This window comes from Pseudomonas sp. S3_C06 (assembly GCF_054667675.1).
In genome coordinates, this window is sequence record NZ_CP162747.1 from 5,025,673 (window position 1) to 5,049,244 (window position 23,572).

At 59.3% G+C, this 23,572-nt stretch carries 19 protein-coding genes; 6 read left to right on the forward strand and 13 right to left on the reverse strand.

The window, feature by feature from the left end:
- Positions 1-8: 8 nt before the first annotated feature.
- The 10 genes from AB4N44_RS22235 to yaaA all read right to left on the reverse strand — a co-directional run bounded on the left by AB4N44_RS22235 (position 9) and on the right by yaaA (position 14,782).
- Positions 9-1,574, reverse strand: a complete 1,566-nt coding sequence (locus AB4N44_RS22235; protein ID WP_160038388.1) for an MBOAT family O-acyltransferase — start codon at positions 1,572-1,574, stop codon at positions 9-11.
- 329 nt (positions 1,575-1,903) lie between these two features.
- On the reverse strand, positions 1,904-3,028 hold the full coding sequence (locus AB4N44_RS22240; RefSeq protein ID WP_064393309.1) for a mannuronate-specific alginate lyase: 1,125 nt from the start codon (positions 3,026-3,028) through the stop codon (positions 1,904-1,906).
- 8 nt (positions 3,029-3,036) lie between these two features.
- The gene (locus tag AB4N44_RS22245) at positions 3,037-4,497 is read right to left on the reverse strand and encodes an alginate O-acetyltransferase (protein WP_077571213.1); all 1,461 of its coding nucleotides are present in this window, start codon (positions 4,495-4,497) and stop codon (positions 3,037-3,039) included.
- Between the two features lie 10 nt (positions 4,498-4,507).
- A complete protein-coding gene (algG, locus tag AB4N44_RS22250) occupies positions 4,508-6,079 on the reverse strand; it encodes a mannuronan 5-epimerase AlgG (protein WP_460107473.1) in 1,572 nt (523 codons plus the stop codon).
- Positions 6,080-6,105: 26 nt separating this feature from the next.
- The gene (locus tag AB4N44_RS22255; RefSeq protein ID WP_460107470.1) at positions 6,106-7,587 is read right to left on the reverse strand and encodes an alginate export family protein; all 1,482 of its coding nucleotides are present in this window, start codon (positions 7,585-7,587) and stop codon (positions 6,106-6,108) included.
- Positions 7,584-9,086, reverse strand: a complete 1,503-nt coding sequence (gene algK, locus AB4N44_RS22260; protein WP_174245043.1) for an alginate biosynthesis TPR repeat lipoprotein AlgK — start codon at positions 9,084-9,086, stop codon at positions 7,584-7,586. The genes AB4N44_RS22255 and algK overlap by 4 nt, the downstream gene beginning before the upstream one ends.
- A gap of 15 nt (positions 9,087-9,101) precedes the next feature.
- Positions 9,102-10,271, reverse strand: coding sequence for an alginate biosynthesis protein Alg44 (locus AB4N44_RS22265; protein ID WP_105705589.1), 1,170 nt, complete (start codon positions 10,269-10,271; stop codon positions 9,102-9,104).
- Positions 10,272-10,306: 35 nt separating this feature from the next.
- Entirely contained in the window at positions 10,307-11,788 is a 1,482-nt protein-coding gene (gene alg8 / locus AB4N44_RS22270; RefSeq protein WP_191629810.1) for a mannuronan synthase, read from the reverse strand.
- A gap of 87 nt (positions 11,789-11,875) precedes the next feature.
- Positions 11,876-13,192: a nucleotide sugar dehydrogenase gene (locus AB4N44_RS22275; RefSeq protein WP_007914305.1), complete on the reverse strand. Its 1,317-nt coding sequence runs from the start codon at positions 13,190-13,192 to the stop codon at positions 11,876-11,878.
- 810 nt (positions 13,193-14,002) lie between these two features.
- Positions 14,003-14,782, reverse strand: coding sequence for a peroxide stress protein YaaA (gene yaaA, locus AB4N44_RS22280; protein WP_316917705.1), 780 nt, complete (start codon positions 14,780-14,782; stop codon positions 14,003-14,005).
- Between the two features lie 314 nt (positions 14,783-15,096).
- Here yaaA and AB4N44_RS22285 point away from each other — a divergent pair, with 314 nt between their 5' ends.
- The 6 genes from AB4N44_RS22285 to AB4N44_RS22310 all read left to right on the forward strand — a co-directional run bounded on the left by AB4N44_RS22285 (position 15,097) and on the right by AB4N44_RS22310 (position 20,398).
- Positions 15,097-16,236, forward strand: coding sequence for a polysaccharide deacetylase family protein (locus tag AB4N44_RS22285; protein WP_460158129.1), 1,140 nt, complete (start codon positions 15,097-15,099; stop codon positions 16,234-16,236).
- Positions 16,237-16,573: 337 nt separating this feature from the next.
- Positions 16,574-17,968, forward strand: a complete 1,395-nt coding sequence (locus tag AB4N44_RS22290; protein ID WP_016985016.1) for a PhoH family protein — start codon at positions 16,574-16,576, stop codon at positions 17,966-17,968.
- Between the two features lie 242 nt (positions 17,969-18,210).
- On the forward strand, positions 18,211-18,684 hold the full coding sequence (gene moaC / locus AB4N44_RS22295; protein WP_016985015.1) for a cyclic pyranopterin monophosphate synthase MoaC: 474 nt from the start codon (positions 18,211-18,213) through the stop codon (positions 18,682-18,684).
- A complete protein-coding gene (gene moaD / locus AB4N44_RS22300) occupies positions 18,681-18,923 on the forward strand; it encodes a molybdopterin converting factor subunit 1 (protein ID WP_460158130.1) in 243 nt (80 codons plus the stop codon). Before moaC ends, moaD begins: the two co-directional genes overlap by 4 nt.
- 3 nt (positions 18,924-18,926) lie before the next feature.
- Positions 18,927-19,379: a molybdopterin synthase catalytic subunit MoaE gene (gene moaE / locus AB4N44_RS22305; protein ID WP_038357637.1), complete on the forward strand. Its 453-nt coding sequence runs from the start codon at positions 18,927-18,929 to the stop codon at positions 19,377-19,379.
- Positions 19,380-19,621: 242 nt separating this feature from the next.
- The gene (locus AB4N44_RS22310) at positions 19,622-20,398 is read left to right on the forward strand and encodes an ABC transporter substrate-binding protein (RefSeq protein WP_095119386.1); all 777 of its coding nucleotides are present in this window, start codon (positions 19,622-19,624) and stop codon (positions 20,396-20,398) included.
- A gap of 100 nt (positions 20,399-20,498) precedes the next feature.
- Here the strand turns inward: AB4N44_RS22310 and AB4N44_RS22315 are convergent, their stop codons facing one another.
- The 3 genes from AB4N44_RS22315 to AB4N44_RS22325 form a co-directional block, all read right to left on the reverse strand.
- Positions 20,499-21,125: a helix-turn-helix transcriptional regulator gene (locus AB4N44_RS22315; RefSeq protein WP_127925916.1), complete on the reverse strand. Its 627-nt coding sequence runs from the start codon at positions 21,123-21,125 to the stop codon at positions 20,499-20,501.
- Positions 21,126-21,218: 93 nt separating this feature from the next.
- Positions 21,219-22,346: an NAD(P)/FAD-dependent oxidoreductase gene (locus AB4N44_RS22320; protein WP_127925917.1), complete on the reverse strand. Its 1,128-nt coding sequence runs from the start codon at positions 22,344-22,346 to the stop codon at positions 21,219-21,221.
- 148 nt (positions 22,347-22,494) lie between these two features.
- Positions 22,495-23,439, reverse strand: a complete 945-nt coding sequence (locus AB4N44_RS22325) for an ornithine cyclodeaminase family protein (protein WP_460107460.1) — start codon at positions 23,437-23,439, stop codon at positions 22,495-22,497.
- Between the last annotated feature and the right edge of the window lie 133 nt (positions 23,440-23,572).

Sequence of the window (23,572 nt, forward strand, 5' to 3'; positions counted from 1 at the left end):
CAGATCCCTCAGAACTGGAAGTAAAGGAACGGCGAGAAGCTTTGCGCCGAGAGTTTGAGAATCGAGGCGATGAACAGCAGCAGGATCAAGCCGCGCATCACGTAGCGCGACCAGTCCGCGCTCCAGTAGACCGGTTGCACCTGGGCTTCGACGCCGACGGTGTAGCCAGGCTCGTGGATGCTCGCCGGGTTTTCGCCAGGCGCGGCTTTGATCATCCCCGGAGTCGCGGTGGCAGGGCCGTTGGCCTCGACGTTGACTTCAGGTTTGCTCTTGGCCGGCGGCTGATTGGTGTACAGATCGCGCAGACCGAAAAAGGCCAGCGTCACGTACGCCACCACGAGGGTCGCCACTTGCAGACCGGTAAGGCTGGCCTGATTGAGTTCCGACAGCGACCAGTCGCCAAAGCTGAACATCGCACCGTACATACGCCCGGCAACGTGCAGATTCTCGGCGCGGAAGATCACCCAGCCCATGACCACGAGCAGGAAGGTCAGCGCCCAGCGGATCGGGTTGAGGCTGCGTGGCGAGGTGTTCAGGCCCAGCGCTTTTTCAATCGCCAGCCACATGCCGTGCCAAGCGCCCCAGACGATGTAAGTGATGTTCGCGCCGTGCCACAGACCACCGAGGAGCATGGTCAGGAACAGGTTGCGATAGGTCATCAGCGTGCCTTTACGGTTACCGCCGAGGGTGATGTACAGATAGTCACGCAGCCAGGTCGACAGGCTGATGTGCCAGCGGCGCCAGAACTCGGTGATCGACTGGCTGATGTACGGCTGTTTGAAGTTTTCCATGAAACGGAAACCCATCATCAAGCCCAGACCGATGGCCATGTCGCTGTAACCGGAGAAGTCGAAATACAGCTGCGCGGTGTAGGCCAGCGCGCCGAGCCAGGCATCACCGGTAGTCGGGTTTTGCAGGGCGAAGCAATGGTCGGCGACCACCGCGAGGGTGTCGGCGATAAAGACCTTCTTGATGAAACCCTGCATGAACCGCGTGCAGCCCTCGGAGAACTTGTCGAGGGTGTGCGTGCGATTGTTGAACTGATCGGCGAGGTCGCGGAAACGCAACACCGGGCCGGCAATCAGGTGCGGGAAGATCGCCACGAATGCCGCGAAGTCGATCAGGTTGCGCGTCGCCGGGGTATCGCCGCGATACACGTCGATGATGTAGCTGATCGACTCGAAGATGTAGAACGAGATACCGATCGGCAACAGCACGTGGGTGAGGATGAACGGCTCAAGACCGACCGACGTCATCATCGCGTTGATGCTGTCGACGCCGAAGTTGGCGTACTTGAAGTAGCCGAGGATGCACAGGTCGACTGCGACACCGAGCAGCAGCCAGCGCTGAGCCGGTTTGGTTCGTACGCCGGCGGCACCGACTTTGAGGCCGATCCAGTAGTTCCACAGCGTGACGGCGGCGAACAGCGCGAGGAAGTCCACACGCCACCAGGCGTAGAACACGTAGCTGGCGATCAGCAGCAGCAAATTGCGATAGCGTTGCCCGCTCAAGTAGTACAAGCCGAGAAAGATCGGCAAGAACAGAAACAGGAACACGTTGGATGAAAATACCATCCCGATCTCTCCATGTTTGAACCAACAGTCAAGGGCCAAAGCCCCCCCAAACCCCCCGTGGTAGTGGAGGGGTGATGCGTGTCTGCTTGAGGTTTCGGGGAGGCCTTCAGACCGCGCCCCTCACCCCCCGCCCTCTCCCGGAGGGAGAGGGAGCCTGATCTCCATGGTTTTCAGAAAAGGAGATCGACCCGATATTTCTGTGCAGCCTGATCTCGGTTGTTTTTCAACGCCTGAGATCAACTCGGTATTTCATTTCGGCGTAACTCGCACAGCCACCTCGGTCAGTCCCCTCTCCCTTTGGGAGAGGGTTAGGGTGAGGGGCTTTTGCTTTATGAGCCTTTGTTGCCCTTCTCATGCGACGGGTCGTAGACCTTGGTCAGGTCGCCGCCAAGCCGGAAAGTCTTGAACGGCTGCATGCCGTGCTTCTTCTCGATCACATCAGGCGCACAGGTGTAGAGCGTGCAGAACGGTTCGAGCCAGGCGAATTTCATGTCCTCTTTCAGATCGGTCATGTCCTGCTCTTTGCCGTTCTTCTTCTCGAATTCATCCGGGTCTTTCACCCCCGCCAACACCCGATCACCGAGACGCTTCAGCGCGCCATTGTTTTCCTGACGCAAATCAACGCCGTTGACCTGGGCGAAACTGGCGATCATCGCCAGCGGCGGCAGGGCGTAGTTGTGATAGGCGAGGGCGCGTTGCTGACGCTTGAGTTCGTTCGGCAGGAAGCCGTCGGCATCGACTTGATTGACGCCGACCTTGTATTCCTTCACTGCCCAATCGAACAGGTCGCGGCGGTTGGTCGCGACCGATGTCGCCATCACCGACCATGCAGCCCAGTACGAGTGATTGTTGGTTTTTTCCAGCGGCAGGTTGTCCCAGTCGCTGACGACCTGATCGGCCATTTTGCTGAACCACGCCTCGATCAACTGCGCTTCCTGCTGATGCTGGGCCAGCGGATGCGAGTCGGAGAACTTCAGGCGAATGTACGAAGAGGCCATGCTGCCCAGTGCCCATTTGCGCATCGACTTGCCGGTGTGGTTGAAGTCTTTGGACATCAACGCATCGGCCTTGGCCCACGCGGTCAGCCAGTTCAGCGTGCAATCGAGCTGCTCCGGACGACCATCGCGCATGAACTGCATCACCCGTTTGGCGGTGCCGCGTTCCAGCGTGGTGATGTCTTTGGTGGTGTCGCGAAAGGCTTTTTCCGACTGCACGTTCAGCGTTGCGCGGGCTTTGTCCGAACCTTCGTATTTGCTGCGAAATTGCAGCGGCCCGGTGTACGGCGTCGGCATCGCGTCGCAGCCTTCGCTTTTGTCACCGGTCTTGAATTTATCCACAGGCGCGAAATAGCCCTGAGGTGGACGCAGTGGCGCGGCGGCCTGCGCGGTGCCGGCGAAGATCGCCAGCCCGAGCAGCGTCGGCGCTAAAAGAGTTTTCAGTTTCGAGTTTCGCATAGCAGACCTCATTGCCCGACCTGAGCGGTTTGTTGCCCAGCGCCCGGGAATACGTTGCGTTTGCAGATTTTCGCTTCGACTTTCTGTGGCGCGGTGCCCGCTTCCGGGCCCTGGACTTCGACCGCCAGCAGGTTTTGCGAGGCCCAGTCTTCGTCCGTGCGCAACTCAAAGGCGAAACGACCGTCGGTGTCGGAGGTTTCCGGTTTCTCGATCTTGATGTCCTCGTGGCGACCGTTCATGTACCAGAGGGTGGCTTGCAGGGTTTTCACCGAAGGGTCGGCGAAGCGGATGTCGACCTGATGGCTGCTGTTCTGCAGGTTCAGGTTCTTGCTGTTGACCAGCAGTTCTTGTTTGCTGCCCGGCTTGAGCGTGGTGCTCGCGGACATTTGCGCGTCTTTGCCTTCGCAGCCGTTGTCGAGAAGAGACATCATCTGGCGATAGATGGTTTCCTGGTCGAGGCGGTACAGCGGCGAGAATTCCCAGATAAGAATCTTCGGCGGCGTCTTCTGGAATTCGTCGCTGCCCAGGTACTGCAACATCGAACCTTCCAGACCACCGCCGGGGAAGGCGACGTTGAGAATGTCGGCGCCGATGGCTTCTTCGAGGAAGCCGGCGAAGTTGTAGTTCTTGCCGCTGTGCGAAGTGCCGACGAGGGTGATTTGCGGGTTGCCGGAATCACCGAACAGATCGCCGTCACCTGCTTCGCCTTTCGGCTCGGTGGTGAATTGATCCATGTACTGGATCGCGTAACTGGTGCCGCACAATTGCCCGGCCATGTTGTGCAGGGTGCCGGTCTTGCCCATGCGCCCGGAGCGCTTGGTTTCGAATTCGCGCTTGGGCACGTCGGCGAAGGCCGGGATCTGCTTGACCTTTTCGGCGACGATTTTCGCCGTGCGCTGCGCGCCGTATGGCGTCCAGTGCTGGTCGCCGCGGAAGTAGAAATCGTGGGCGGGCAGGGTGTCCGGCAGCGATTCGTTGGTCAGCGGCGACAGGTCCGGCACCACGTAACCCATCTTGGCGAAACGGCCGAGCATGGTCTTGTAGTTGCCCAGCGCTTTCTCGTAATCGAACGCGGCTTTTTCCTGCGGGTTGAGCTTGTTGCGGTTCACCAGACCACGGGTCGGCTGGTAAACGATCACCAGCTCAACGCCTTTGGCCTTGAACGCATCGTGCAGCTGTTGCAGGCGTTTGTAGCCGGCCGGGGTGGTGTTGAACTCGGTGCGCAAATCTTCCTGAGTCCGGAACAACCAGTCGCCTTGTGCCTGCACCAGGGTGGTGAAGTTTTGCTGATAACGCGTGGTGTAGTTCTTCGCGTCATGCGCGGCCGGGCACAGGTTGCAGCACGGTTCGGCGCTGAATTTTGGCGGCGTGGCAGCGGCGCCTTCATCGGCGCGGGCACCGTTGCTGGCCGCGAGAATGCCCACGGTCAGGGCCGACAGGCTGAGTAATCTGATCAAGTGTGGGTGCATAAAATTATCCTCAGTCCCGCATTTCGGTCTGGCGTTCGACAGGGTCGATCAGCACGGCTTTCTGCTGGCGCACCAGCAGGTCGAGAATTTCATCCTGGCGCTCGCCGAGGATGCCGTTGAAGCTGATGCCGCTGGATTTGGTCGGCGCCAGCATCGACACGCGATACAGCTCGACGCTCAACGGCGAATCGATCGACAGCGGGCCGCTGCCGTTGGCCGCCAGTTCACCGCCAACGACGATCAGCGACACCTGCGCATCGAACGGGTCGAGCTTGATGTCACGGTCGGTGTCGGTGAGGTCTTTGATGTGGCCGTAGACGCCGGTCAAACCGTTGGCCATGGCGACGTTTTCGTAGAGGCGGATATTCACGCTGTTACGAATGCGGATGCCGTGGCGCTTGTTGCTGATGACCTTGTTGCCCCACAGCAGGTTGTCGGCGGACTCGTAGAGGGTGATGCCGTCGGTGTGGTTCTTGTAGATCTCGTTGTAGGCAATGATGTTGTTGACGCTGTTACGGTCGATCACCAGGCCCGAGAGATGGTTGTCGAAGCTTTTGTTGTTGAAGATGAAGCTGTCGTTGACCTCACGGGAAATAATGATCCCGTGCTTCTTCTTCGTGCCGTACACGGTGTTCTCGGCAATGATCAGGCCGTGGGAACGGTCGTGCGGGTCGATGCCGTAGACGATGTTGTCTTTGTAGGTGTTGCCCTTGACCACGAAGTCGCGGGTCTCGTAGCAGTAGAAGCCGTACCACATGTCGGAGAACTCGGAGCCGACGATCCAGCCGGTCGGTTCAGGGCGCTTGAGGACCTTGGCCATGTTCGGCGTGTACTGGGAAATACTCACGCCGTACGACTTACTGTTGGCGTAGCCGAAGCTGGCCATCTTGCTGTTGACGATGTAGGTCTCGGTGCCACCCCAAGCGAGCAGGAACGGACGGAATTCCTTCGGCGAACGGAAGGTCGCCGGGCCGTTTTCCTTTTCGCGCCAGCCGGTGACTTTGGTGTCACGCACAAACAGCTGGCCGTCGTTGACCATGAACGCACCGGCCTCTTGCGACAGGCGCAGTTCCTGGGTCTGGCCGTCGATTTCGAGGATGCCTTTACGGCCAACCACGATCGGCAGCTTCGACAGGTACACGCCCGGCGAGGTCTCGCTGAAGTACTGCTTGGGCAGTTTCTGCGCCAGATCCTTGAGGTTCATGTAACCGTCGTCGACGAAGATCGCCTGTGGGATACCGTGCTGACGCACCACCCATTCGGCCATCTTGTTGTCGCCGCCGATGAAGTCCTTCAGCGCGTCTTCCTGCATCATCCGGCGCACGCTGATCTTGCCCGGTTTGCTACGGACGATTTTCGCCGCAGCGGCCTCGGCGGTGAAGCCGGAAAGGTCGGGCAGTTTCGGCGCGGCCAGATTCAGCGCCTCGGTGGGTGCGCTGCTGACGGTGTAGGTCTTGGCTTGTTGCAGCTCCTTGGCCGTGGTCGCAGGCTTGGCCGGCTCCACGTTGGCGAAGGCGCCAGCGCTGGCCAGCAGCATCGCGCCGGCCAGCAGGCTGAGTGAGCCTATCCTGGTGCTGATCATGTCGGGCACTCCCTTGGCGGTTTGCATCAGAAGCGCCAGATCACGTCGATGAACGCGCGGTGCATGTACGAATCAACCTGCTTGCCGTAGGCATCGCCCGGTTTGAACACACCGCCACGGAAGCGCACGAGGGCCGAAGGCTCGTCGATCGACTGGCTCAGCGCCGCCGGCAACAGGCCTTGCTTGAAGTACTTGGTGACGACCAGATCCATCTCCTGACCCAGGTCCTTGTTGCCGTCTTCAAGCGGCAGCGAGGTGCTGGAAAGGATGGCGCCGGTGACGTCGTCGGTGTTGTTTTCCACGGCGTTGATGCCGTTGCTGCCCACCGGCTTGTTGCCGTCGACACGCCAGAACTTGTGGTAGATCAGGCTGGCGTCGTACTCGTCGTTGACCATCCACGAACCGAACAGGGTCGCGGTCTGCATGTTGTTCATTTCGCCACGGAACGCTTCGCCGAAACGGTGAACACGCGAGCGGGTACCGGTGTAGTTGGAGCGGTTGCTCTCCAGGCCGGTCTGCTCGTAATCGGCGCTGGCACGGGCATAGGCACCGCCGACTTGCCATTGCGGATCGAGGCGCAGGCGCACACCGATGTCAGTGGCCCAGCCGTTGACGTCGTCGCTACGCTTGGCTTGCGCCGGGCGCGAACCATCAGCGTTCAAGGCGTTGACCGTGTCGCGGTCGCCGCTCATGCCGGTGATGCTGCCCCAGTAGTTGACGGTGTTGGTGTTGCGCCAGTTGTAGGCGTCGCTGTCGGCGGTCAGGCCGATCCAGCTGATGTCGCCGTTTTCGGTTTTGTCCAGCGAGTCGCGCGGAACACCCGGTTCGGCATAATCGAGTTTGCCGTCATCATGGGTGTGATGACCGCGAATGCCGACCCAGTTGCCCGGCGTCCACTGATAAGCCGCATCGGCGTAGGCGTGCAGGCGATCCTTGTCTTTCGGCGCCAGCTCTTTCAGGTCGGTGCGGTATTCGCTGAAGCGTTCGGCAACACCGGCGTTGGCGCGCAACAGGGTGGTGTCGAAGGTCCAGTTCAGCGCTTCGATGTTGGTGTCGCGCCATTGGCCGTCGTCATTACGCAGACGCTGGCGACCGAACTTGAGCATCTCGCCCGGGTAAGGCGTGAGGCCGCTGTAGCCGACCCAGAACTCGCGCATCGCCAGGTAGTTTTTCTTGGTTTTGCGATCACTGTTGTCGGTGGCTTGTTCACCGTCGGATTGTTGCAGGGTGTCGGTTTCGATGATGTCGGTCGAGGTCACGGCCTGGCCCATGGCGTAGGCGCTCCACGCGCCGCTTTCGCCGTAGATCCACGGACGCAGGTCGAGGCCGACGCCGTTGACGTCGCCGCCGCTGGCGGTGCCGAGGTCACGGTCGTCTTCGGACTGGCCGGTGACTTTCACTTCCAGGCCGAAGTTCTTGGTTTCAGTCATCGCGGCCAGTGTCGGGCAAGACCAGATCAGCGCGAACGAAAGGCCAATGCCGGCCTTCACGAATGGATTCAACTTCATAATTTTTCCTCGCCGTCTTCTTCTTGCAGGGCGTGCAGTTGCAGCGTGTTCGGGTTCAGAGCGCCACGGCTGGCTTGCTCTTGTTGCAGCAGACGTTGGGCTTCGGCCAGACGCTCGGGCGGCAGTTGCGCGGCGAGGGTGGTCGCCAGCTCATCGGCTTGCGGAGTGTTTTGTGCCTTGGCCAATTGGCTGAACACGTAGGCGTTGAGCGGGTCGGGCTTGGTGCCCTTGCCTTGGGAGAACAGTTGGGCGATGGCGAAGTCGGCGCTGTTCTGGCCGTTGCGCGCAGCGGTCAGCAGGTGGTCGAGAGCCTTCTGCGGATAGACCTTGCCGAGGTAGCCACGGCGATAGATCTGGCCGAGGTAGTAGTCGGCGGCGACTTCGCGGCCAACGGCTTTCTGGAAATGTTCTTCGGCGACTTTGGCGTCGGCCGGGACCATTTTGCCTTCGTAGTAGAGCTTGCCCAGCAACAACTCGGCGCGCGGTTGGTCGGCGGCGCGGCCGTTGTCGAGGTACTTCATCATCTGATCGACGTCACCCAGTTCCGGGTAGTCGTAGAGCAGTTGCGCGAGGGTCACCCACGACGCCGGGTAGCCCGGAGCGATCGGCTCGAGCAGCGACTGCGCGGTTTTTTCGTCGGGCTTGCCGAGGGTTGAATCAGCCAGTACACGGGCCACGGAATCGACGCGCTGCGCGGTGACGGTGCCACGGCTGTAACCGGCCTGCATCTGCTTGATCAGCTCGGCTTGTTGCTCAGGCTGCGCGCGTTTCTGGTACACGGTGGCCAGTTCGACGTAGCAGATGTCGGTGGTGTTGAGCGCGGCTTTGCAGATCTTTTCTACGTCATCCAGGTGCTGGTCGTAAGTGCCCTGAGTGCGATACAGCAGCACCTGCGCCAGACCGGCTTCCGGGTAGCCGGATTTGCGCCACTGATCGATCTGCTGCTGCGCGTTGATATTCGGGAAGCTGTGCGGGTATTGCAGGTAGAGCATCGCCAGCGGGATCAACGTATTGCCTTCGCCATTGGCGGCGGCTTTTTTCAGCAGGGTTTCGGCTTCGTGGTGTTCGGCTTCGGTAGAACCCGGTTTGGCCACCAGCAGGCGGCCCAGACGCGCCTGAGCACGCGGCGAAACACTGGCGGCGGCGCGGTAAGTCGCCTCGGCCTGTTTCATTTGCGCAGGGTCGCGGCTGTCGACCTGGATATCGGCGAGGCCGACTTGTGCTTCGCTGTAACCCAGATCGGCCAGTTGCTGATAGTTCTGCGCGGCGGTGGCGGTGTCGCCACGCTTGAGCGCTTCGTTGGCCAGACGTTGATCGGGCAGGCCGGCGCAACCGGCGAGACTCACCGCCAATGCCAGCGAGCACACCACTAGTCCCATGTGGGAGCGAGCCTGCTCGCGAAGCAGTCGACTCGGTACATCAGACAAACCGTGCTGACCCTTTCGCGAGCAGGCTCGCTCCCACAGGGTCGGCGGTGTGTTCAAGATAGGAGTAGTCACAGGCATGTCCTCGACTTAAAGACCGGCAGCCATGGCTTTGTCGATCAGCCAGTTCAGGTTCGGGCCACGGTCGCTGTTCACTTCCACCGGGCGGCCGGCGAGGCTGCTGTCGAGCGGCTCGTCAGGCTGGATCTGTACACGGATGTCGGAGGACAGGTCGGCGCTTTTCAGGCTGGTGCTGCTGACGATCTTGCCGGTGCGGGTCTTGTCTTCGCCGGCGATCTGGAAGCTCACCGGAGTACCCGGACGCACGTCGCCGAACTGGCGATAGGAGAAGCGCGCATCGACGGTGGCCTGGGTGTTGCGCGGTACCAATTGGAAGATCACATCACCTTTGCTTGCGTACTGACCGTCCGCCACCAGTTGCTGGGCCACGGTGCAATCGCATGGCGAGGTCAGCGTGCCGGTCATTTGCTTGCCGAACAGTTCTTCAACCTTGGCCGGCGACAGTTGATCCTCTTCCAGATGGCCCTTGAGCACATCGAGCATGCTGGTGCTGAAGGTCGCCAGCGGCGCGCCTTTCGCTGCAACGCCGTCGGACTTGACCAGACTCTGCACGGTGCCGTCGCGCGGCATGGTGATGTTCATCCCCGGCACGCTGACCAGACCGGCCTGCGCGTGGCTGACGAAGTACATGCCGTATACCGATTTGAAAATGAACCCCGCCGCGACCAGACCGACCGCGAAAATACCGGCGCTGAAGGTCACTGCTTTCAGGCGCCCGAACGGTGTCATGCCGGAGCCGCCGTCCTTGACCTTGCGTGCCTTGGTGAAGTTGTCGCGCTGCAGGGTCGCCAGCACTTCGCCGATGCTGACGATGTCGCCGGCCAGGTGCGAGGTGATCAAGTGGCGCAGGGTGGAAATATCCTGCGGCTCCAGATTCTGGAACTGGCAACCGGCGCGGCCGGTCTGGCGGTCGAAGGAACGTACTTGCAGTTCAACGTCCATGGCGATGCCGAGGTTGTCGATGACGAATTGCAGACGCGCCTTGTACACCTGGCCAATGGTCAGCTGCAGTTGCCCGGCGTTGAACGCCAGACCACCGGCAGACAGGTCGATGACCCGCGCTTCAACCGGCGTCCGGTCTGGACCGAAGAAGCGCAGCTTGGCCGGGATTTTCACGCGGGCGTGTTGGCGCTGGGCTTCGGATTCATGCACTACGTTGGCGTTGACGGCGGTATTCATAGGGGCGATTTCCTTGTTAATTCAATAGGGGCGGGTCAGACCATCATCAGCAGCACGGCGACAAAAATGCTGCCGGCGGAGAAGGTCATGGTCCGAGACGACCAGGTGTTGAACCAACGTTGAAAGCTGGCGAGATCACGGGTCAGGGATGTGGGTTGGCGAGTCCAGGATTGTTGGTCGAGGCGGAAGAACACATAGATCTTCACCAGTGCACCGACGATCTGGTTGTAATACAGAATCGCTGGGTAAGCCGGGCCGATGCGGTGACCGGAACACGACAACAGCAACGTCAGGATCAGGCGGGTGATGCCGATCCACAGCAGGTAAACGAGGATGAACGCGGTGCCGTATTTGAAGCTGGCGATGATCGCCACGGTCAGGCCGAGCAAGGACGTCCACATCGATACACGCTGATCGAACAGCACCACCGAGGTGAAGGCGCCAAGGCGTTTCACACCCAGGCCCAGCGCTCGCGAGTTCTGCCGCAGGTTGTTGCCGTACCAGCGGAACATCAGTTTGCGGCTGGCCTTGATAAAGCTCTTTTCCGGCGGGTGTTCAACGGTGTTGATTGCCGCGTCAGGCACGTAGAAGGTGTCGTAACCGAGGCGCATCAGGCTGAACCAGCTCGACTTGTCGTCGCCGGTCAAAAACTTGAAGCGGCCCAGACGCCAGTGTTGCAGCGAGTCGCTTTCGACGTCGGCAATGAATTCCGGGTTGGTTACCACGGTGGCGCGGAACACCGACATACGACCGGTCATGGTCAGTACGCGCTTGGACAGGGCCATCGAGCACATGTTGATGTGGCGCTGGGCGAAACGCAGCTTGTGCCATTCGCTCATGATGTAGCCGCCGCGCACTTCGCAGAACTCGTTGGTGGTCAGGCCGCCGACGTTGCCGAACAGCTGGAACCACGGCACGGTCTTGCGCACGGTGCCTTCGCCGAGCACGGTGTCACCGTCGATCACGGCCACCACGGCGCGGTCGTCCGGCAGGTGACGGGAGATCGCGCGGAAACCGTAGGCCAGGCCATCACGTTTACCGGTGCCGGGAATGCGCACGAAGTCGAGCTTGACACGCTCTGGCGGATTCATTCGCGCCCACAGCGCCTTGACCAGCAACTCATCGGACATTTCGACGATCGAGCAGACCACGGTGGTCGGCAGTTCGCAGTCGATGGCTTCACGGATCACCGAGCTGTAGACCTGCGCAGTCGTCAGTGCATCGATACGGAAACTGGTGACCATCAGAAACACATGCGACGGGTCCGCCGCCTTACCCAGCTTGCGCACTTTGCGGCGCAAGTGCGGGTAAACGATGTAGAGGAAAATCATGCCGCGCACAAAGTGCGTTGCACCCATCGAGTAGCGCCAGATACCCACGGCGCCAATCAGGAAAATGAAGTCCTTCGACTCGGAGTCGAATGTGGACGTGGGCAGCATCAAGGCCAGGCCCATCAGCAGACTGAGATAAAAAAGCCAGCCGGCTGATTGCAGAAAAAAATGTTTGAGCTTGCTCATCAGCGTCTTCCGAAGGTAAGGGAGGCTTCAAGCTGCAAGCTTCGAGCTGCAAGTACTGCAGCTCGAAGCCTGTCGCTTAGGTCTGCATTACCAGCAGATACCCTCGGTGCGCGTACCGGCGTCGGTGGCTTTGGCCATGAAGCCGACCAGGTCGATGACCTGCTTGCCGTGCGGCGCTTGCTGGGCCAACGGGCGGAACTTCTCGTCGCGGTTGCCGAGGATGATCACGTCGGAGTTGTCGATCACCGAATCGAAGTCCGCGTTGAGCAGGGACGATACGTGCGGGATTTTCGACTCGATGTAGTCTTTGTTCGCGCCGTGAACACGGGCGTACTCGACGTTGCTGTCGTAGATGCTCAGGTCGTAACCCTTGCCGATCAGCATCTCGGCCAGTTCTACCAGCGGGCTTTCACGCAGGTCGTCGGTGCCGGCCTTGAAGCTCAGGCCGAGCAGGGCGACTTTGCGTTTGTCGTGGCTTTCCACGATGTCGAAGGCGTTCTGCACTTGCGATTCGTTGCTGCGCATCAGCGAGTTGAGCAGCGGCGCTTCGACGTCCAGGGAGCCGGCGCGGTAGGTCAGCGCACGCACGTCTTTCGGCAGGCACGAACCGCCGAAGGCGAAGCCCGGGCGCATGTAGTACTGGGACAGGTTGAGGGTCTTGTCCTGGCAGACCACTTCCATCACTTCACGGCCATCGACGCCGACCGCTTTGGCGATGTTGCCGATCTCGTTGGCGAAGGTCACTTTGGTCGCGTGCCAGACGTTGCAGGTGTACTTGATCATCTCGGCAACGGCGATGTCCTTGCGGATGATCGGTGCGTCGAGTTCTTCGTACAGCGATTGCAGAACGTCGCCCGAGGCCTTGTCGAACTCGCCGATAACGGTCATCGGTGGCAGGTCGTAGTCGGCGATCGCGGTGGATTCACGCAGGAACTCAGGGTTGACCGCAACGCCGAAGTCGACACCGGCCTTCTTGCCCGAGCAGTCTTCGAGAATCGGGATCACCACGTTGGCAACAGTGCCCGGCAGTACGGTGCTGCGTACGACGATGGTGTGGCGAGTGGTTTTTTCACGCAGGACAAAACCGATCTCGCGGCATACCGCTTCGATGTAGTTCAGTTCGAGGTCGCCGTTCTTCTTGCTCGGCGTGCCGACGCAAATCATCGACAGGTCGGTGTCGCGAATCGCCTCGGCGAAGTTGGTCGTGCCACGCAGGCGACCGGTCTGAATACCCTGTTGCAGAAGTTCGCCCAGGCCTGGTTCTACAATCGGCGATTTGCCGGCGTTGATCATGTCGATCTTGTCTTTGGCAACATCGACGCCAACTACGTCATGGCCCCGTGCAGACAGGCAACCGGCACATACTGCGCCAACGTAACCCAAACCAAATATGCTGATGCGCATCGCAATTACCTCTGTATATATCAGGCCTTAGAAGGCCGGAGTTAATGGTGTTCAGCGTTCATTAGTGCACTCGAAAGTGCGGCATACAGGCGCCACAATGCCGTGTGCAGGCATACTAAGTTTCGAGTGTCTAAATAAGTGCACTCAAGATGTGCGCAACCAGGCTTTGTTGTTATGACTTGCCCTGTTATGCAGCCGATCTTCTTTGGAGAAGACTCTTGTGCAATCGTCCTGCGCGCTCGATGTCAGGATGAAAGTCCCGTGAATCAAGCGGTTGGGTGCTCAGGCGAGCACGTTTATAAGGGCGCGGTCATGGCCTTTGTAGGGGATATTAATGGTGCGTATCTCCTGTCCATCGTCTGTTTTGAGACTAGTTAGTCATCTAGGCAAGTTGCTGTGACAACTTGGTTACATGGCTATCTGCTCCGCGTAAGTTATCTCGTACAAACTCGGCGAGAATCGTTACCGGTGGTATGAGCTATGCATTCGGACGAAGTTCCTGTCCGCTCATCGCGAAATCTGAAATTTCTTGAAATATTGTCAGAGATGGCACTAGTCTCAATTTGATAGCACTTTCGTTTTCGACCTTTAATAACAGGCGAAAAATCACGTTAGATAGTTTTGTGCCACTACGGTGAAAAAATTTAGGTGCCACTACTGAAAAAAATGATCAGTGTCGAGTGAAACTAATCTTAGAAAAGACAGGGAGGTTTTTTTGGCGCCAGTAAAATGGCGAAATAGGGCGGGGGATTTTTGACAGCGTGCAGGCTGCACGACTCTTTATAGAAAGAGTCGTGCAATAGGCATGCTTTATTCGGGGGCGTGGTCGCGCAGAAATACCAGATTGTCGGGTTTCGACTGCTCGGCGTTGTAGCGATACCCCTGCACATCGAATTGTTTGAGCAGGGCCGGATCGTTGATTTTTTCCTGGATCACGAAACGGCTCATCAGGCCCCGGGCCTTCTTGGCGTAGAAGCTGATGATCTTGTACTGGCCGTTCTTCTGATCCTTGAACTCGGTATTGATGATCCGCGCGTTCAGGGCCGTGCGTTTGACCGCCGAGAAGTATTCGTTGGACGCGAGGTTGAGCAACACGTCGTCGCCTTGATCGGCCAACGCTTCGTTCAGCCATTCGCTGATGCGCGTGCCCCAGAAGGCATAAAGGTCTTTGCCGCGAGCGTTGGCCAATTTGGTGCCCATTTCCAGGCGATACGGTTGCATCAGGTCGAGCGGGCGCAGCAAGCCATACAGGCCGGAGAGCATGCGCAGGTGTTTTTGCGCGTAGTCGAAATCGGTTTCGCTGAAGGACTGTGCGTCGAGACCGGTGTAGACGTCACCCTTGAACGCGAGCAGCGCCTGCTTGGCGTTGTCCGGGGTGAAGGCGGGTGTCCAACTGCCGAAACGTGCGGCGTTGAGCCCGCCGATCTTGTCGGACACGTGCATCAGTTCGCTGATCTGCGCCGGCGTCAGGTCGCGCAGTTGCTGGATCAGCGCCTGGGAATGGTCGAGGTATTGCGGCTGGGTGAAGCGCTGGGTCGCCGGCGGTGTTTCGTAATCGAGGGTCTTGGCGGGGGAAATCACCATCAGCATGAAGTCGTCTCCTTTAATCGTGGGGGCGATTCTAGGGGGTTGTCGGTGTTGACTCCAGCTATGGGGGTAATAGGTGTGGGGAAGCTTGGGCATTTGCGACGGCTGGTGGAATTTTTCCCTCACCCCAGCCCTCTCCCAGAGGGAGAGGGAGCCGATCTTCGTTGGTTTCAAAATTTGAGTTCGACTCGGTAGTTCAGATTGGCGGATATCGAAAGGGATACTCGGTCAGCTCCCTCTCCCTCTGGGAGAGGGCTGGGGTGAGGGCAGCGTCCGTGAATCTTGCACATCAGCTATAGTGCCGCGCGGGTTTTGTTATGGAGACATCCCTTTTGCGCATTGTTCTTTTATTCACCGCGTGGCTGTTGAGCTTCGGTGCCGTGGCGGCGCCGGGCGATGTGGCGACGCTGGATCGCAGCACCTGGCCAGAGCAGCTCAGCAACCCGACGCTGTTTGATGTGGCGTCCCGGGCGGAAATCCTCATGTTCGCCCGTGGCCTGCTGGGCACCGAATCGATGGACGAAGCCGCGTTGGCTCAGCGGCTGGGCTTGCGCACGATCAACATCGACGCGGTCAACAGCCTGCGCCAGCGCCTCTGGCAGCGCCTGTTGGCCAACTACAACTACGCCCAGCAAAGCTGCGATCAGGACGCCTCGTTCTGTTTCCTCGTCGAAGACCTGCCGACCTTGCGTGAGCAAGCGGCCAAGTTCGTGGTCAGCGACGACAGCTATTACACCAAGTGGGCCGAGCCGAGCCGGATCTTCCATTTGCAGTATCTGGACGAACTGATGCGCAAGGCGGCGCTGTCACCGCAGACCAGCAGCGAAATCGATCGTTTCGGCGACTACGAGCGTAACGGCGACGAGATGCATGACCGGCTGTTTTTGCTGACCTTCGACAGCGCCGCCAACCTGCAACCGGACAACACTGACTGGCTCACCGAATACCTGCGCAAGTCCAACCTGAGCGGTACCTTCTTCGTGTTGGGCAAGGATATTCAGGCACGGTTGGCTGATCGTTCGGTGAGCAGCCTGCAAGCCGGTTTCTCGAGACAGTGCGTCGGCGTGCAGGGTTGGGAGTTCCGTTCCCACAGCCACTGGCAGGACTGGCAGGATTCGGTGCGACGCAGTGCTGATCTGGTGAAAAACAAATTGCCGGAAAACTACGTGCCGCTGTTCCGTCCGCCGGAAGGGCAGCGTCGCAGCGATGCGCAGGGTTTCTTCAACACCCAGGGCCTGCAAGTGGCGTTGTGGGACATCGATGCCCAGGACAGCGCCGGCAAACTCAAGGGCTCAGCGAGCGCGCAGCGGGTACTGACCCTGATGCTGTTGTGGCGGCACGGGGTGATCAATTTCAACATGAAACAAGAGGCGGTGAAGACCTCGTTGCCGTGGTTGATCACGCAAACCGCGCAGAGCGGCATCGGTTGGGAAGACTGTCAGGACGCGTTTCGCTGAGAAACGAAAAAAGCCCGGAAACATTGGGCTTGGGGCGATTTTTTTGCAGGATTCGATGCAGGCGGACTTCCGACTTTAGCGGGCTATGGACAGTCCGCCAAGGGCTTTTCGTCACTCTGCAAAATAAACTTAAAAAAACCGTCAAAGTACTTTTTTATGTCATCGGTTTTGGAGTATTACGAAGACAGACCGCCGAAACCTGCAACACAGGTGGCGTCTTCCAAGACCCGTTTGTTTGCAGTCACTTGAATCTCCGCAGGTGAGATTTCGGCAGTCACTTCGAGGCGCAGCACCGTCAAGGTATTGCGTCTACTGGCTCTGACAAAGGTGACCGAGTATGGATGATCACGGACGTAGCCCTTCCTCCAACCAGCCAATCCTGTATGTACTCGATACCAACGTATTGATTCACGATCCAAACGCCCTGCTGAATTTCGAAGAACACCACGTCGCGATCCCGATGACCGTGCTTGAAGAGCTGGACAAGCTCAAGAGCGGGCATCACAGCGTGGCCGCTGAGTGCCGTCAGGCCATCCGGCTGATCGACAAGACCCTGGGCGATGCGTCCCCGGAAGATGTCGAACTGGGTGTGCCGATCCAGCGCGGCAAGGGCGGGCCGAAGGGCTTGCTGTCAATTCTGATGAGCAAGCAGGCCGAATCTAACCTGATTCTGCCCGAGCATCTGAACGACAACAAAATCATCAACCAACTGATCGACCTGCACACCCGCGACCCGAAAAAACCGGTGGTGCTGGTCACCAAAGACATCAACATGCGCCTCAAGGCGCGCGCCTGCGGCATTGATGCCGAGGATTACAGCACCGACCAACTGGTCGATGACGTGTCCCTGCTGCCCAACGGCTACCACAACATGACCGGCTCTTTCTGGGACCGCGTGAGCAAGGTCGACACCCGTCAGGACCACGGCCGCACCTGGCATCAAGTGCAACTGATCGACAACCTGCCGGCGGTGCACATCAACGAGTTCATCATTGACGAACAGGGCTTTGTCGGCTGGATCAAGGAGATTGACGAGGCCAAGCTGCTGATCCTCGACCTGCACCAGGAACCGCTGCTGCATCAAGAGGCTTGGGGGCTCAAGCCGCGCGACATCTACCAGAGCCTGGCGCTGTACGCGCTGCTCGATCCGGACATTCATCTGGTCAATCTGTCGGGGGCTGCCGGTTCCGGTAAAACCATTCTGGCACTGGCCGCTGCGATCGAGCAGACCATGGTCAGCAAGCGTTATCGCCGCATCATCGCCACCCGTAGCGTGCAGGGTCTGGATCAGGAGATCGGTTTCCTGCCCGGCACCGAAGCGGAAAAAATGGAGCCTTGGCTGGGCGCCATCACCGACAACCTCGAAGCCTTGCACATGGATGACGAAAACACCCATGGCAGCGTCGATTACATCCTCAGCAAAGTGCCGTTGCAGTTCAAATCGCTCAACTACATTCGCGGGCGCAGCTTCCAGCAGAGCCTGATCCTGATCGACGAATGCCAGAACCTCACGCCGCACCAGATGAAAACCATCATCACCCGTGCCGGCGCCGGTTCCAAAGTGGTGTGCCTGGGCAACCTCGCACAGATCGACACCCCTTACCTGTCCGCGACCAGCTCCGGGCTGACCTACCTGACCGAACGCTTCAAGGATTTCCCCAACGGTGTGCACATCACCCTGCAAGGGGTGCCTCGCTCGATTCTGGCTGAATACGCCGAAACCCATTTGTAACTGCATCACAACCAAAACCGGGCGGCCCAAAAGCCGCCCGGTTTTTTTATGGATAAATGCATATCCCCTGTGGGAGCGAGCCTGCTCGCGAATACGGTGTATCAGTCGACATTTATAGTGAATCTGAATCCGCTATCGCGAGCAGGCTCGCTCCCACAGGGGGCAACGGTGATTTCATAATCAGTGATGCGGAAATTTGACCCGCAGGTTTACAATCCACGCTCCTGATCAGGAGTAATCCCGTGCTGACTCATCTCGATTCCCAAGGTCGCGCCAACATGGTCGACGTCACCGAAAAAGCCGTGACGTTCCGTGAAGCGACGGCCCAAGCGCTGGTGCGCATGCTCCCCGAAACGCTGCAGATGATCGTCAGCGGCGGCCATCCCAAGGGAGATGTGTTCGCCGTGGCGCGCATTGCCGGCATTCAGGCGGCGAAGAAAACCAGTGATCTGATTCCCCTGTGCCATCCGCTGATGCTCACCGGCGTCAAAGTCGAACTCAGTGCCGATGGTGAAGACACCGTGCGCATCGTCGCCCGCTGCAAACTGTCCGGGCAGACCGGCGTCGAGATGGAAGCGCTGACCGCCGCCAGCGTCGCCGCGCTGACCATTTACGACATGTGCAAAGCTGTCGATCGCGGCATGACCATCGAAAGCGTGCGCCTGCTGGAGAAGGTCGGCGGCAAGAGCGGGCACTTTCAGGCGGAGCAGCCATGAACCTGACCGTGAAGTTTTTTGCCCGCTACCGTGAAGCGCTGGGCGTTGACTCGGTGAAGGTTGAAGGCGACTTTGCCACCGTCGATGACGTGCGTGCGTTGTTGGCAGAACGTGATGGCGCTGATGTGCTGAGCGAGCAGAATCTGATGTGCGCACGCAACGAAGACCTCTGCCAGCTCGACGAGCCAGTGGTCGATGGCGACGAAGTGGCGTTTTTTCCCCCCGTGACCGGAGGCTGAGCCATGGCGATTCGCGTGCAGGCCACGCCGTTCGACCCGGGCGCTGAAGTCAACGCGATGCACGCGGCCAATGTCGGCGTCGGCGCGGTGGTGAGTTTTGTCGGCTACGTGCGCGACTTCAATGATGGCCTGGATGTGGCCGGGATGTTCCTTGAACACTATCCGGGCATGACCGAAAAAGCCCTCGGCAAGATCGCCATCGAAGCCGAACAGCGCTGGCCGCTGCTGAAACTGGAAGTGCTGCACCGCATCGGCGCACTGGAACCGGGCGAACCGATCGTCTTCGTCGGTGCCGCCAGCGCCCATCGCCAGGCCGCGTTCGATGCCTGCGCCTTCGTCATGGACTACCTGAAAACCCGTGCACCGTTCTGGAAGAAGGAAAACACCAGCGACGGGCCGCGTTGGGTTGAGGGGCGGGACAGTGATCACGCGGCTGCGGATCGCTGGAAGAAATAAACCCTGTGTCGCCCTCTAGTCCGCCATCGCGAGCAGGCTCACTCCTACAATTGGAATGCGTTCCCCCTGTAGGAGTGAGCCTGCTCGCGATGACGTCATCTGCAACACCAAAAACCTCTGTCTTTGCCTGATTGACTGCCTATACATATAAGTCCAATATGGATTTATAAGTACAAAAAAAGTATCTCCCTCCGTTTCAGCTCTTTCTTGCCAAACCAACAACAACCCGCGAGAGAACGAACATGAAGAAACTCCCTCTCATCACCGGTCTTGCCCTAAGCCTGTTGGCCTCCGCCAGTGTGTTCGCCGCCGAACAAACCCTGCGCATCGGCATTGAAGCCGCTTATCCGCCGTTCGCCTCGAAAACCGACAAGGGCGAAATCGTCGGTTTCGACTACGACATCGGTAATGCCCTGTGCGCGCAAATGAAGGTCAAGTGCGTGTGGGTCGAAGGTGAGTTCGACGGTCTGATTCCTTCGCTGAAAGTGAAGAAAATCGATATGGCGCTGTCCTCGATGACCATCAACGAAGACCGCAAGAAGTCGGTGGATTTCAGCCACAAGTACTACTTCACTTCGTCGCGGCTGGTGATGAAAGAAGGCGCCAGCGTTGACGATCAATACGCCAGCCTGAAGGGCAAGAACGTCGGCGTGCAGCGCGCGACCACCACTGATCGTTACGCCACCGAGGTGTTCGAGCCGAAGGGCATCAACGTCAAGCGCTACAGCAACAACGAAGAGATCTACATGGATTTGGCGGCAGGGCGGCTGGATGCGATTTTTGCCGACACCATTCCGTTGAATGACTTTTTATCGATGCCGCGCGGCAAGGGTTATGCGTTCGTCGGGCCTGAGTTGAAGGATCCGAAGTACGTGGGCGAGGGGGCGGGGATTGCAGTGCGCAAGGGTAATGCCGAATTGGTCAGCCAGTTGAATGGGGCCATTGATGGCATTCGCGCGAGTGGCGAATATCAGAAGATTTCCGAGAAGTATTTCAAGTCCGACATTTACGGCGACTGATAGTCCGCTATCGCGAGCAGGCTCACTCCTACATTTGGAATGCGCTCCCCTGTAGGAGTGAGCCTGCTCGCGATGGCGTCAGAGAAATCACCGCAAACCTTTAGCCCTTCATTTCCTTCAAATGCTTGTACACCGTCGCCCGCCCCATGTTCAGCACATTGGCCACATAGTTCGAGGCGCTCTTGCCCTTGAACGCGCCTTCGGCGTGCAGTGCCAGCACCAGTTCACGCTTGTGATCGCGGGTCAGCAGATTCAGGCTCAGCTGCCGTTCGCGCAGCCAGGCGTGGAGGAAGGTGTTGATGCGCTCCTGCCAGTCATCGCGAAACAGTGAGTCCGGTTGCGGGATCAGTTTGCTCGGTGAGAGGAACAGGTCCAGCGCCGCCTTGGCATTTTCGAACAGCGAAATATTCAAGTTGATGCACAGCACCGCCAGCGGCAGGCCTTCGTTGTCGCGCAGGACGCTGCTCAGGCTACGGATCTTCTGGCCGTCCCAATTGAGCTTTTCGTACGGACCGATATTACGGTCGCTGACATCCTCGCTGAGCATGTCTTCCAGCGATGAGTCGTCACCGATCTCGCGTTTGGACAGGTTGTTGGCGATGTAATCGACCTTCTGCGTGCGCAGGTCGTGCAGCACCACTTCGGCGTGCGGAAAGAACAGTGTGGCGATGGCATCGGCGATGGCGCGGAAGTTATCCAGCGCCGGGTCGAACTCAGGGGCGGTCATGACAGTGGAGCTCCAGGCAGCGTCAACGCCCCCGTGATCAGGAGGCGCTGCGAGTGTGCCGCAATCCGTTGGGCGCGTCATCCGGATGGACGATCAGGCGAGGCGGGCAGGGGAGAGCATGGCGCTGCTCAGGCCGAAGTCACGCAAGTGCTCGGGCAAAGGCTCGCCGCGCACCAATGCCGCACTGGCCTGGCCCATGGCTGGCGAAGTCTGGATGCCATAACCACCTTGCGCCGCGACCCAGAACAGCCCCGCCACCTGCGGATCGAAACCGCTGAGCAGATCACCGTCGCCGACGAAACTGCGCAGCCCGGCCCACGTGCGGGTCGGGCGGCGGATGGTCAGCGTGGTCGCTTCTTCGATCTGGTAGATGCCCATCGCGATGTCCAGCTCTTCCGGCTGCACGTCGTGGGGTTCGACCGGGTCGGCGTTGGCCGGCGAGCCGAGAAACATGCCGGCGTCAGGCTTCATATAGAAGGATTCGTCGAGGCTGACCAGCATCGGCCAGTGATGAATGTCGACGCCTTCGGGGCCGGCGAAAATAAATGCGGCGCGGCGTTTCGGTTGCAGGCCCAGCGGCTTGGCACCGGCCAAAACGCCGATTTTGTCGGCCCAGGCGCCAGCGGCGTTGATGATCAACGGTGCGCTGAAAGTCTGGCCGTTTGTTTGTACGTGCCAGAGGCCGTCGACGTCGCGGTTCAGGCCGAGTACTTCGCAGTCGGTGTGCACGTCGCCGTGGTTGCGGCGGATGCCGCGCAGGTAGCCCTGATGCAAGGCGTCGGTGTCGATGTCGCTGGCACTTGGATCGTAGATCGCGCCGTGGACTTTTTCCCGACGCAGGATTGGCAGCCGCGCACAGGCTTCGTCGGCGCTGAGCAATTGCATTTCCGGCACGGTGGCTTTGGCGCTGAGGTATTGGTTGTTCAGTTCGGCGGCGTCACCGGTGAAATCGACGGTCATTTCTCCGCGCGGGGTCAGCAGTGGGTGTTCGCAGAAACCGCTGGGCGGGTTGTCGAAAAACGCCCGGCTGGCCTGGGTCAGCGCGCGTACTTGTGGTGTGCCATAGGCTGCGGTGAACAGCGCGGCGGAGCGTCCGGTGGAGTGATAGGCCGGATGGGATTCACGTTCGAGCACGACCACTTTGCCGTGCGGCGACAGCCAGAACCCGGTGGAAGCGCCGGCAATTCCGCCGCCGATGATGATGAAATCTGCCTGGCTCATGAGGTTCTCCAGTGGGTACGCAATATCCAATAGTTCGCTATCCCCTGTAGGAGTGAGCCTGCTCGCGATAGCGGTGTATCAGGCAACAATAATGCTGAATGTAAGACCGCTATCGCGAGCAGGCTCACTCCTACAGGGATATGTGGTGTTAGTGGGTTAAGAGATAAAGCGCATTGGCGAGGGCGATGTCTTCCAGGCCCAAGCCGATTGAACGGAAGAACACGTGACGATCGTAATCGGGGCGCTGGACTTTCTCGCTGAGCAAGTCGGCGAGGTCGCCGACAATCGAATCCTTGCTCCAGCCATGCTGCTCAGCCGCAATCAACATCTCCCCGGCCGACCCCGGCGTGGTCAGACGATAGTCACAGAACACCTGCATGCCGTTGAGGCTCTGCGGCGGCACTTCGTGGGCGCGTGGGGCATTGGTGCTGATCGAGGTGATCAGCGCCGGTTTGCTCAATGCGGCAGGATCGATCACCGGTCCGGCGGACGAAGTGCAGAGCATGATCACATCGGCCTCGGCGATGGCCGCATCACGGCTGTCAGCGATCTTCAGATTGGGCGTAATGGCTTTCAACAGTGCCTGGGTTTGAGCGTCGGCGGACAGGCTTGGCGAATACAGGCTGATGCTCTGCCAGTCGCGCAGCGACTTCACGTAGTGCAGATGCGCCTGGGCAACCTTGCCGCTGCCAATGATCGCCAGTCGCGAGGCATTTAACGGCGCTAGTGCGTCGACAGCCACGGCGGTGGTCGCGGCGGTGCGCGCGGTGGTCAGTTCACCGGCATCGCAGAGCAGCAGCGGTTGGCCGGTTTTCATCGACATCAGCAGTGTCCACGCCGTCACCAACGGGCCTTGCTCGCGAACGATATACGGAGAAGTCTTCACACCGTACACGCCGTCCTCTGCCAGCACCCCCAGATAGTTGATGAAGTCGCCGGCACCCTGCGGGAATTCCACCAGTTGCTGCGCCGGCTGCACGGCGTTTCCGGCAGCCAGGTCTCGGAACAGCTTGCGCAGGATCTGCGGCACATCAATGCGCGCCAGTAACTCGCGGGCCTGGGCTTGGTCGATCACGTGGGGCGTACTGGACATGTCAGGCTCCGAAAATGGAAATCTAAACTCATTTGTCCATTATGGACTTTTAGTTTTGTCGGGCAAGCACCTGATGAAAATCCGCACGAAAAAAAAGCGCAGTCCGTTGCCGGCTGCGCTTTTCTTTTAAACG

Coding starts and splice junctions, on each gene's coding strand:
- AB4N44_RS22315 (WP_127925916.1), bottom strand. CDS start 21,125: ATGACCGCCCCTGAGTTCGACCCGGCGCTGGATAACTTCCGCGCCATC.
- AB4N44_RS22275 (WP_007914305.1), bottom strand. CDS start 13,192: ATGCGCATCAGCATATTTGGTTTGGGTTACGTTGGCGCAGTATGTGCC.
- AB4N44_RS22290 (WP_016985016.1), top strand. CDS start 16,574: ATGGATGATCACGGACGTAGCCCTTCCTCCAACCAGCCAATCCTGTAT.
- AB4N44_RS22285 (WP_460158129.1), top strand. CDS start 15,097: ATGGAGACATCCCTTTTGCGCATTGTTCTTTTATTCACCGCGTGGCTG.
- AB4N44_RS22245 (WP_077571213.1), bottom strand. CDS start 4,497: ATGCACCCACACTTGATCAGATTACTCAGCCTGTCGGCCCTGACCGTG.
- algG (WP_460107473.1), bottom strand. CDS start 6,079: ATGATCAGCACCAGGATAGGCTCACTCAGCCTGCTGGCCGGCGCGATG.
- alg8 (WP_191629810.1), bottom strand. CDS start 11,788: ATGAGCAAGCTCAAACATTTTTTTCTGCAATCAGCCGGCTGGCTTTTT.
- yaaA (WP_316917705.1), bottom strand. CDS start 14,782: ATGCTGATGGTGATTTCCCCCGCCAAGACCCTCGATTACGAAACACCG.
- moaD (WP_460158130.1), top strand. CDS start 18,681: ATGAACCTGACCGTGAAGTTTTTTGCCCGCTACCGTGAAGCGCTGGGC.
- AB4N44_RS22255 (WP_460107470.1), bottom strand. CDS start 7,587: ATGAAGTTGAATCCATTCGTGAAGGCCGGCATTGGCCTTTCGTTCGCG.
- AB4N44_RS22325 (WP_460107460.1), bottom strand. CDS start 23,439: ATGTCCAGTACGCCCCACGTGATCGACCAAGCCCAGGCCCGCGAGTTA.
- AB4N44_RS22310 (WP_095119386.1), top strand. CDS start 19,622: ATGAAGAAACTCCCTCTCATCACCGGTCTTGCCCTAAGCCTGTTGGCC.
- moaE (WP_038357637.1), top strand. CDS start 18,927: ATGGCGATTCGCGTGCAGGCCACGCCGTTCGACCCGGGCGCTGAAGTC.
- AB4N44_RS22240 (WP_064393309.1), bottom strand. CDS start 3,028: ATGCGAAACTCGAAACTGAAAACTCTTTTAGCGCCGACGCTGCTCGGG.
- AB4N44_RS22265 (WP_105705589.1), bottom strand. CDS start 10,271: ATGAATACCGCCGTCAACGCCAACGTAGTGCATGAATCCGAAGCCCAG.
- AB4N44_RS22235 (WP_160038388.1), bottom strand. CDS start 1,574: ATGGTATTTTCATCCAACGTGTTCCTGTTTCTGTTCTTGCCGATCTTT.
- AB4N44_RS22320 (WP_127925917.1), bottom strand. CDS start 22,346: ATGAGCCAGGCAGATTTCATCATCATCGGCGGCGGAATTGCCGGCGCT.